Raw genomic sequence first — 9,390 nt, forward strand, 5'->3', positions numbered from 1 at the left:
CAGCCCGGCGCGCTGCCAGGCGGCGAACCCGCCGTCGAGCACCCGCACCCGGTCGTGCCCGGCGTCGCGGAGCAGCCACCACAGCCGGGCCGCGGCCAGCAGCGCGCCGCCGTCGACCACCACCACCGGCTGCCCGACGTGCAGGCCCGCCTGGCGCATCGCCTGCTCGAACACCGCCGGGGTGGGCAGCGGGTGCCGGCCGGCACCGCCGCGGGACCGTCCGCCGTGACCGCTCAGCCCGGTCTCCAGGTCGACCCAGCGGGCGCCGGGCAGGTGACCGGCCTCGAACTCCTCCCGCCCGTCCGGGCCGGTGAGGTTCCACCGCGGGTCCAGCACCAGCGGACGTCCCGGGCCGGCGTCCCCGTCCGGCGGCAGCAGCTCGGCCGCCAGCTCCTCGACGTCGACCAGCCAGCGTCGTGCACCCATCAGGCCTCCTCGAACGGCAACGGCTCCGGACTGAGCGTGGCACGGGCGACCGCGCTCGTCACCCGCCGCCGGTGGTGGGCCCGGCAGAGCACCTCGTAGGTCACCTCCGGGCCGCCGCCCGCCGACCCGTCCGGGGAGGAGGCGGCGCCGGTGGCCATCGTCTGCTCGGCCCGGGTGTCGCCCACCGCGACCTGCGAGCCCTCGACCACCATCTCCCCGTCGACCAGCCGGGCGTTGTGGGTGGCGATCTGCCCGCACCAGCACAGCGGGCGCACCTGCAGCGTCTCCATCCGGTCGCACAGCTCGACCAGCCGCTGCGAGCCGGGGAACATCCGGGTCCGGAAGTCGCTGAGGATGCCGAAGGCGAACACGTCCAGCTGCAGCTCGTCGACGATCCGGGCCAGCTGGTCGACCTGCTCGGCGGTGTAGAACTGCGCCTCGTCGCAGACCAGGTAGTCAATCCGGCGGCCCGAGGTCAGCTCACCGACCAGCCAGCGCCAGAAGTCGAAGTCGGGCCGCACCTCCAGCGCCGGCTGCTCCAGACCCAGCCGGGAGGTCACCTTGGCCCGGCCGGAGCGGTCGTGGCTGGTGAACAGCCGTCCGGCCCGTCCGCCGGCGGTGTGGGTGTGGTGCACCTGCAGGGCCAGCGTGGACTTGCCGCAGTCCATCGGTCCGGTGAAGAAGATCAGCTCGGGCACGCGTCCTCCTCTCTCAGTCGACCAGCAGCGGCACGCGCATCTCGGCCGACGTCAGCGAGCCGTGCATGCCGACCAGGCTGAGCTCGCGGTCCAGGCTGCGGGTCATCACCGCGCCCGGCCCGCGCATCGCCACCAGCACGTCACCGAAGCGCAGCCGCACCCGGTCGTCGGCGGGGCCGAACCAGCCCTCGTCGAAGGCCTCGTCGCGGGTGCGCACCCAGGCCCCCTCCCCCAGCCGGTCGCGCCACCGCGCGGTCACCCCGGCCAGCTGGTTGGCGGCGTCGGCCAGGTGCAGCTGGCGCAGCCGGCCCTCCCCGGCCAGCCGGTGCACGCCGACCAGCAGCTCCGGCTCGTCCTCGACCACCAGCTGGTCGGCCCAGGCGACGTCGACCATGCCGTGGTCGCCGGTGACGACCAGCCGGACGTCGTCGGGCAGGGCCTGGCGCAGCCGCGCACAGTAGGCGTCGATCCGGATCAGGTGGCGCAGCCACGCCTCGGACCGGCTGCCCTCGACGTGACCGGTGTGGTCGAGGGCGCGCTCGTAGCCGTACACCAGCGTGCGCCGGGCCCCGGTCGCCGCCTGGACGATCAGCTCGATCCGGCGGTCCTCGTCCCCCTCGTCGTCCAGCCCCACGAAGGACGGCCCGCGCAGGGCGGCGAAGGTGAGCCCGCTGCCGCGGAACCGGGCCGGGGCCACGCTGGAGACCGCGACGTCGTCCTTGAGCGCCTCGAACACGGTCGGGCGCGGCTGGACGTCGCGCGGCGCGGCCGCGGAGTCCCAGACCAGGGCGTTGAGCACCTCGTCGGTGTGCGGCAGCCGGAACATGTAGCCGGCCATCCCGTGCCCGCCCGGCGGCAGCCCGGTCCCCAGCGAGCTGAGGCTGGTCACCGTGGTGCTCGGGACGCCGGCGGTGATCGTGGTGCCGGTGCGGGTCAGCCCTCCCAGGTAGGGCGCCTCCCGCGCGGCGGAGCGCAGCAGGTCCCAGCCCAGCCCGTCGACGAGCATCACCACCCACCGCTCACCCTCGGGCAGCGGCAGCGGGGCCGGGCGCTCCGGCTCCAGCCGGCGTCCCAGCCGGGCGGCCACGGTGGGCAGCAGGTCGGTCAGGCTGGCGCTGCCGTAGGCGGGCAGCACCATCTCCGGCAGCGTGGTCGCGGCGGCCACCCTCAGCGCCCACCCCGGACGCCGCTGGCCTGCTGCAGCGCCTCGGCGAAGGCCACCAGCCGGTCCAGCCGCTGCTGGCCGTCGGCGGCCACGCTCACCCGCAGCGTCAGGTCGTCGGGGGTGAGGGTGCCGGTGTAGCCGTGGTCGGCCGTGCACTGCGGGTCCTCACACCCCGCCGGCTCCAGCTCCAGCCGGCGCATGGTGCCCCAGCCGACGTTGAGCCAGGCCTCGCTCACCCCGCTGCGCCCAGGCTGCCACCGGGCCGGCTCGGCCACCACCTTGGTGAGGGCCACCGCGACGATCCCGGACAGCCGGATCGACTCCACCGAGAGGACGGCCTGACCGTCCCCGCCCGGGCCGCTCTCGGCCTCGTCGCCCTCCGGACGCGGGTCGACCGGGGCCTCGTCGGTGTGCACCAGCACCAGCCGGGTGGGGGTCAGCACCAGCACGGTGAGGTGGCGGTGCACCTCGTCGCGGGTGAAGGTCGGCTCGAGGTGCAGGCAGTAGGAGAGGATCTCCTCCTCACCGACGCCGCCGGTCACGGCGTCGGCGATCAGCGCCGGGAAGTACCCGCTCGCCGCGATCTCCTCCTGCAAGGCCCTCGCCTCCCCGCTCCGCGGTGGGCTGGGACGTCTCGCGCTCGACGACATGGGGGCCATCCTTCCACGGCGTCCCCCCATCCTCCGACCGTTCAGAGCGCGCGCGCCTGCGGGTCGCGGACGTCGCGGGTGGGCACCACGGCGACCCGCGCGCCGAGCACGGCCACCCCGCGGGTGGAGGCCAGGCACGGGGTGAGCACGACCTCGCTGAGCTGGGGCAGCAGGTCGGCCATCTCGGCCACCCGGTGCAGCAGGTCCTCCACCGCGCCGGTGTCGACGCCGCGGCTGCCGCCGAGGCCGAACAGCAGCGGCGCGGCCTTGAGCGAACGCACCATCGCGGCGGCGTCCACGTCGGTCAGCGGCGGCACCCGGTGCACCACGTCACCGAGCATGTCGGAGGCGAAGCCGGCCAGGCCGAGGCTGATCACCGGACCGAAGTCGGGGTCCTCCACCGAGCGGACCACCAGCGAGACCCCCGGCGGCATCATCGCCTGCACCACCGGCTCGGCCACGTGCTGGTCGTCCATGGTGCCCAGCCCCAGCTCGTTGACCAGCCGGCCAAGGTCGGCCCAGGCCTCGGCCATGTCGGCGGCGTCGTCGAGGTTGCGGTGCACGCTGGCCAGGTCGGGACGTCCGCGCACCGAGACCGCCGTCGCCTTGAGCACGACGTCCCAGCCCAGCCGCTCGGCCACCCGGGTCGCCTCGGTGAGGGTGTCCACCCGGTAGCGGGGCACGGCCCGGATGCCGAAGGCGCGCAGCAGCGCCGCGGACTCGTCGTCGGTCATGGTGCGGCCCTCGGGCGCGTCGGTGAGCACGTCGTGCACCAGCCGGCGGGCCTCCTCCACCTCCAGCTCCAGCAACGGCACCGCACCGGGGTCGCGGGCCCGCCAGTGGGCGTAGGCGGAGACGGCGTTGAGCGCGGCCAGCGCGTCGCCGTAGCCGGAGTAGGTGGGCAGCTGGCCCGGGCCGTCGTGGCCGGCCGCCCGGCGGGCGACCCGGGTGAAGTCGACGAAGACGCCGACCAGCGGCTTGGCGGTGGTAGCGGCGAGCGCCGACAGCCGGCCGTGGGCGTCGTTGGCGACCGTGTCGTAGATGCCCACCACGACGCACAGCACCGAGTCGTTGCTGGGGTCGTCCAGGGCCGTCTGGGCGGCCGCGACGAAGGCGCGCCCGTCGGCGTCGGCGGCCAGCGTCACCGGCTCGTTGGGCACCAGACCCATCCGGGCCGCGGCGGCGGTGACGTGGCTGGCCATCGTCGGGTCGTTGGTCACCACCCGCACCCGCGGCCCGGCCGGCAGCGGCTGGCGGGCCAGCACCTTGGCCAGGTCGTACATCGCGTCGCGGCGCTCGCTGACGATCACCCCGGACTGGCGGAAGAGGGCATCGACCGCCCCCGGTGGGGCCATCGCGCCCGGACGGGCCAGCTCTTCCTCGCGGCCCGAGCGCAGCGACCGGCTGGGCGCGAAGACCACCACCGGCTTGCGGCGGGCCAGCCGGCGCACGATCCGGGTGAACTTGCGCGGGTTGCCGATCTTGTCCAGCGAGAGCAGGCAGACCGCGGTCCGCTCGTCGTCCTCCCAGAACTGCATCACGTCGTTGGCGGTGACGTCGGAGAAGGGGCCGGTGGAGAGGAAGTTGGCGATCCCGACGTTGTGCTCCAGCGCCGAGGACAGCAGCACCACCCCGATCGCGGCCGACTGGCTGAAGAGCCCGACCCGTCCGGTGCGCGGCATCGGGGCCGGGGTGGCGTTGAGCCGGACGCCGTCGTCGGTGTTGATCAGGCCGAGGGTGTCCGGTCCGAGGGCGCGCAGCCCGTAGGCGCGGGCCAGGCTGATCACCTCGGTGCGGCCCGGGTGGCCCGGACCGGGACCGCCCATCACCAGCATCCCCTTGGCCCCGTGGTGGGCGACGTCGATCACCACCCCGCCGAGCTCGTCCGGCCCGACCGCCACCACCGCGAGGTCGACGAACTCGCCGACCTCGGTGACCGAGCTGATCATGCGCACCCCCTGCACCGGCTCGCCGTCGGTGCTCAGCGCCATCAGCTCACCGGTGAAGGGACCGTCGGCGATGGCGTCGCCGAGGCGCTGCAGCCGGCGTCCGGGGCCGATCAGGACGGCCCGCTCGGGGGTGAGCAGGCGGCGGATCGAGGCGGCCTCGGCCCGGTGCTCGCGCCGCTCCATCACCCCGACGGAGGTGTCAGTGGGCAGGATCGGGAAGTCGACCTGGACCACCCCGTCCTCCAGCTGGCGGCTGACCCGGTAGCCGGCGTCGGTGAACACCCCGACCATGGCGCGGTTCTGCGGCAGCACCTCGGCGGTGAACCGGGTGATGCCCCGCTCCCGGGCGGCCTCGGCCAGGTGCTCCAGCAGCAGCGGCCCCACCCCGCGGCCCTGTTGGGAGTCCTCCACCAGGAAGGCGACCTCGGCCTCGTCGTTCTCCAGCCGGTCGAAGCGGCCGACCGCGACCATCTCGCCGCGGATGGTGAGGATCAGCGCGACCCGGTCGACGTAGTCCACATGGGTGAAGCGGCGCACGTCACGCGGGCTGAGCACCGGGTAGGGGGCGAAGAAGCGCAGGAACTTCGACTCCTCCGAGACCCGGCCGTAGAAGTCGGTGAGCAGCGAGGCGTCCTCGGGCCGGATCGGGCGCAGGTGCGCGGTGCCGCCGTCGGAGAGCACGACGTCGGCCTCCCACTGCTGCGGATAGCCCTCGGGCAGCTCGGTCAGGTCCCCGGACACGCGGTCATGCTATCGCCGGTGCCCGGCCGTCCCCGGCCCGTGCGACGGCGCCCGGACCACCCGGCGGGTGAGCACCGGGTCCGTTATCGTCGTGCCCATGTCGGACCGCCCCTTCATCGCCGCGCGGGTCGAGGACCGCCTGATCGCCGTGCTCAACGGCTTGCTCCGCGGCCGGGGGTGGACCGAGCGGGTGGTCGGCTACACCGGCTACGGCAACCGGCGGTTCGTCCGGGTGCTGGCGCGGGTGGTGCTCACCCCCGACCCCGACCACGTGCCGCTGCCGGTCGCCCGCACCCTGGACCGCCGCGGCTGGCGCAACTTCCTCACCGCCCCCGCGCTGCGGGCGAAGGTGAGGGTGCGCACCGGGGACCGGTTCAGCACCGCGCACGTGAGCCGCAACGGCTACCTCGACCTGCGGATCCTCGAGCACGGGCTGGAGCCGGGCTGGCGGACGGTCAGCGTGGAGACCGAGGAGGCGCCGCCGGTCGAGGTGCCGGTGCGCATCCTCGAGGACGACGTCGACTTCGGCATCGTCAGCGACATCGACGACACGGTGATCTCGACCTCGCTGCCCCGGCCGCTGCTGGCGTTCTGGAACACCTTCGTGCTGCAGGAGTCGGCCCGTCAGCCGGTGCCGGGGATGTCGGAGCTGTACCAGAAGCTGCTGGCCGAGCGTCCGGGTTCGCCGCTGGTCTACGTCTCCACCGGGGCCTGGAACACCGCACCGACGCTGGCCCGCTTCCTCGGCCACCACGAGTTCCCGCGCGGGCCGCTGCTGCTCACCGACTGGGGCCCGACCAACACCGGCTGGTTCCGCAGCGGGCCGGAGCACAAGCTCAACTGCCTGCACGCGCTGGCCCATGACTTCCCCGAGATCTCCTGGGTGCTGGTCGGCGACGACGGCCAGCACGACCCGAGCCTGTACAACGAGTTCGCCACCCGGTTCCCCGACCGGGTGCGCGCGATCGGGATCCGCCAGCTGAACGCGGTCGAGCAGGTGCTCGCCCACGGCACCCCGGTGACCCTGCTGGACGAGCAGCTGTCCTCCGGCCCGCACGGCCCCGCCCCGGAGGTCCGCGCCCCCGACGGCCGGGGGCTGTGGGAGCTGCTCTCGCGGGTGCTGTCCCGCGAGCCCAGCCCGACCCCCTGACGTCGGCCGTCCCGCGCGCGGCGTTGCACCACGGCCCCGGCGCCGCGAGCGGCCACAATGGCGGGTGCTGCCCGATCACCTGCCGATGAGGAGCCTGGCTGCCCATGCCCCGCAAGAGTGCCCCGGTGGACGACGACTTCACCGAGCGGATCCTCGACGTCGACGTCTCCGACGAGATGCAGACCAGCTTCCTGGAGTACGCCTACTCGGTGATCTACAGCCGGGCGCTGCCCGACGCCCGGGACGGGTTGAAGCCGGTGCAGCGCCGGATCCTCTACACGATGGACGAGATGAACCTGCGTCCGGACCGCGGCCACGTGAAGTGCGCGCGGGTGGTCGGTCAGGTGATGGGCTTCTACCACCCCCACGGTGACGGCGCGATCTACGACGCCCTGGTCCGCACCGCCCAGCCCTGGCTCATGCGGCTGCCGCTGGTCGACGGCCACGGCAACTTCGGCTCCCCCGACGCGGGCCCGGCCGCGATGCGCTACACCGAGTGCCGGATGTCGCCGGCCGCGGTCGCGATGACCGCCGGGCTCGACCAGGACACCGTCGACTTCCGCCCCAACTACGACGGCAAGGAGTCCGAGCCGTCGGTGCTGCCGGCCGCCTTCCCCAACCTGCTGGTCAACGGCACCAGCGGGATCGCGGTCGGCATGGCCACCAACATCCCGCCGCACAACCTGGTCGAGGTGGTGCAGGCGCTGCGCCACCTGCTGCGCCACCCCGACGCCGATGTCGACGCCCTGATGCGCTTCGTCCCCGGGCCCGACCTGCCCACCGGCGGCAAGATCATCGGTCTGGACGGGATCCGCGACGCCTACACCACCGGCAAGGGGTCGTTCCGGATGCGCGCCACCGCCCGGGTCGAGCAGACCTCGCCACGGCGCAAGGGCATCGTCGTCACCGAGCTGCCGCTGGCGGTCGGCCCGGAGAAGGTGATGGAGCAGCTCAAGACGCAGGTGCAGGCCAAGAAGCTGCAGGGCATCGCCGACGTCAAGGACCTCACCGACCTGGCCAACGGCACCCGGCTCGTGATCGAGGTGAAGAACGGCTTCAACCCCGACGTGCTGCTGGAGCAGCTGTACCGGGCGACCTCGCTGGAGCTGTCCTTCGGCATCAACTCCGTGGCCCTGGTCGACGGCCAGCCGCGCACCCTCAGCCTGCCCGAGATGCTGCGGGTCTACCTCGACCACCGCCTCGAGGTCACCCTGCGCCGTACCCGCTTCGACCGGGACAAGGCCACCGAGCGGCTGCACCTGATCGAGGGTCTGCTGGTCGCCATCCTGGACATCGACTCGGTGATCGCGGTGATCCGCCGCTCCGACGACGCCGCCGCCGCACGCGCGTCGCTGATGGAGATCTTCGAGCTGTCCGAGCCGCAGGCCAGCTACATCCTGGAGATGCAGCTGCGCCGGCTGACCCGGTTCTCCCGGATCGAGCTGGAGTCCGAGCGGGACCGGCTCGGTACCGAGATCGAGGCGCTGACCCGGATCATCGAGGACGAGTCGGTGCTGCGCCAGACCGTCGGGGACGAGCTGGCGGCGGTCGCCAAGGAGTTCGGCACCCCCCGGCGGACCGTGCTGCTGGCCTCCAGCGGGGTCACCGCGACCACCGCGGCCGCTCCGCTCGAGGTGGCCGACGACCCCTGCTGGGTGCTGCTGTCGAGCTCGCGGCTGGTGGCCCGCACCGCCGCGGCCGCCGACGGCGGGGACGAGCAGCTGCCCACCGGTGGTGGGCGCGCCAGCCACGACGTCATCACCAGCCGGATCCGCACCACCGCCCGCGGCGAGTTCGGTGTGGTGACCACCGCCGGCCGGCTGGTCCGCGTGCAGGCCCTCGACCTGCCCCAGCTGCCCAGCACCGCGGCGGCGCCGAACCTGCAGGGCGGGGTGCCGCTGAGCGAGCTGGTGGTGCTCGAGCCCGGGGAGTCGGTGCTCTGCCTGACCACCCTCGACCCCGCCTCGCCCGGGCTGGCGCTGGGCACCCGCCAGGGCGTGGTGAAGCGGGTCAACCCCGAGGTGCTCGGACGCGACGCCTGGGAGGTGATCGCGCTGCGTGACGGTGACGAGGTGGTCGGCGCGGTCGAGCTGGGCGACCCCGACACCCAGGAGCTGGTCTTCGTCACGACCGACGCCCAGCTGCTGCACTTCCCCGCCTCCGCGGTGCGTCCGCAGGGCCGCAGCGGCGGCGGCATCGCCGGCATCAAGCTGTCGGCCGGGGCGCGGGTGCTGTTCTTCGGCGCCGCGCCGTCGGCCGGGGGCGGGCCGGGCGCGTCGGTGGTCACCGTGGCCGGCAGCTCCAGCGCGCTGCCCGGCACCGACACCGGGTCGGTCAAGGTCACCCCGCTGGCGGCCTACCCCGGCAAGGGCCGCGCCACCAGCGGGATGCGCTGCATGCGCCTGCTCAAGGGCGAGGACGCGCTCATCGCCGCCTGGGTCGGGGAGCACCCGGCGGCGGCCGCGGCCTCCGGCAGCCCGGTCGAGCTGCCGGCGGTCGACCCGCGCCGGGACGGCTCCGGCCAGCCGGTCAGCCAGCCGATCGACGGTCTGGGCAGCCGGCCCACCGACTGAGGCCGGCGGTCGTCGGGGTGCTACCCGGCGGCGCCGGC

7 protein-coding genes are annotated in these 9,390 nt (G+C 74.2%); 2 read left to right on the top strand and 5 right to left on the bottom strand.

The genetic code is table 11. From position 1 onward, the window contains the following. The 5 genes from DVA66_RS12875 to DVA66_RS12895 all read right to left on the bottom strand — a co-directional run. On the bottom strand, nt 1-426 hold a 426-nt coding region (locus tag DVA66_RS12875; RefSeq protein WP_269801622.1), incomplete at its 3' end, for a sulfurtransferase. Then, nucleotides 426-1,094, bottom strand: a complete 669-nt coding sequence (locus DVA66_RS12880) for a thymidine kinase (RefSeq protein ID WP_232821939.1) — start codon at nt 1,092-1,094, stop codon at nt 426-428. The genes DVA66_RS12875 and DVA66_RS12880, both read right to left, overlap by 1 nt. A gap of 43 nt (nt 1,095-1,137) precedes the next feature. After that, entirely contained in the window at nt 1,138-2,289 is a 1,152-nt protein-coding gene (locus DVA66_RS12885) for an alkaline phosphatase family protein (RefSeq protein ID WP_232821938.1), read from the bottom strand. 2 nt (nt 2,290-2,291) lie between these two features. Further along, nucleotides 2,292-2,885: a DUF5998 family protein gene (locus tag DVA66_RS12890; protein WP_332872871.1), complete on the bottom strand. Its 594-nt coding sequence runs from the start codon at nt 2,883-2,885 to the stop codon at nt 2,292-2,294. A 95-nt stretch (nt 2,886-2,980) separates the two neighbouring features. Beyond that, a complete protein-coding gene (locus tag DVA66_RS12895; protein WP_114560456.1) occupies nt 2,981-5,629 on the bottom strand; it encodes a GNAT family N-acetyltransferase in 2,649 nt (882 codons plus the stop codon). 97 nt (nt 5,630-5,726) lie between these two features. On the opposite strand from DVA66_RS12895, the gene DVA66_RS12900 reads away from it, so the two are divergent. Then, nucleotides 5,727-6,779, top strand: coding sequence for an App1 family protein (locus tag DVA66_RS12900; protein WP_114560457.1), 1,053 nt, complete (start codon nt 5,727-5,729; stop codon nt 6,777-6,779). 104 nt (nt 6,780-6,883) lie between these two features. Beyond that, on the top strand, nt 6,884-9,352 hold the full coding sequence (locus tag DVA66_RS12905) for a DNA gyrase/topoisomerase IV subunit A (protein WP_114560458.1): 2,469 nt from the start codon (nt 6,884-6,886) through the stop codon (nt 9,350-9,352). Nucleotides 9,353-9,390 lie beyond the last annotated feature (38 nt).

This window comes from Desertihabitans aurantiacus (assembly GCF_003344635.1).
Taxonomy (GTDB): Bacteria; Actinomycetota; Actinomycetes; order Propionibacteriales; family Propionibacteriaceae; genus Desertihabitans; species Desertihabitans aurantiacus.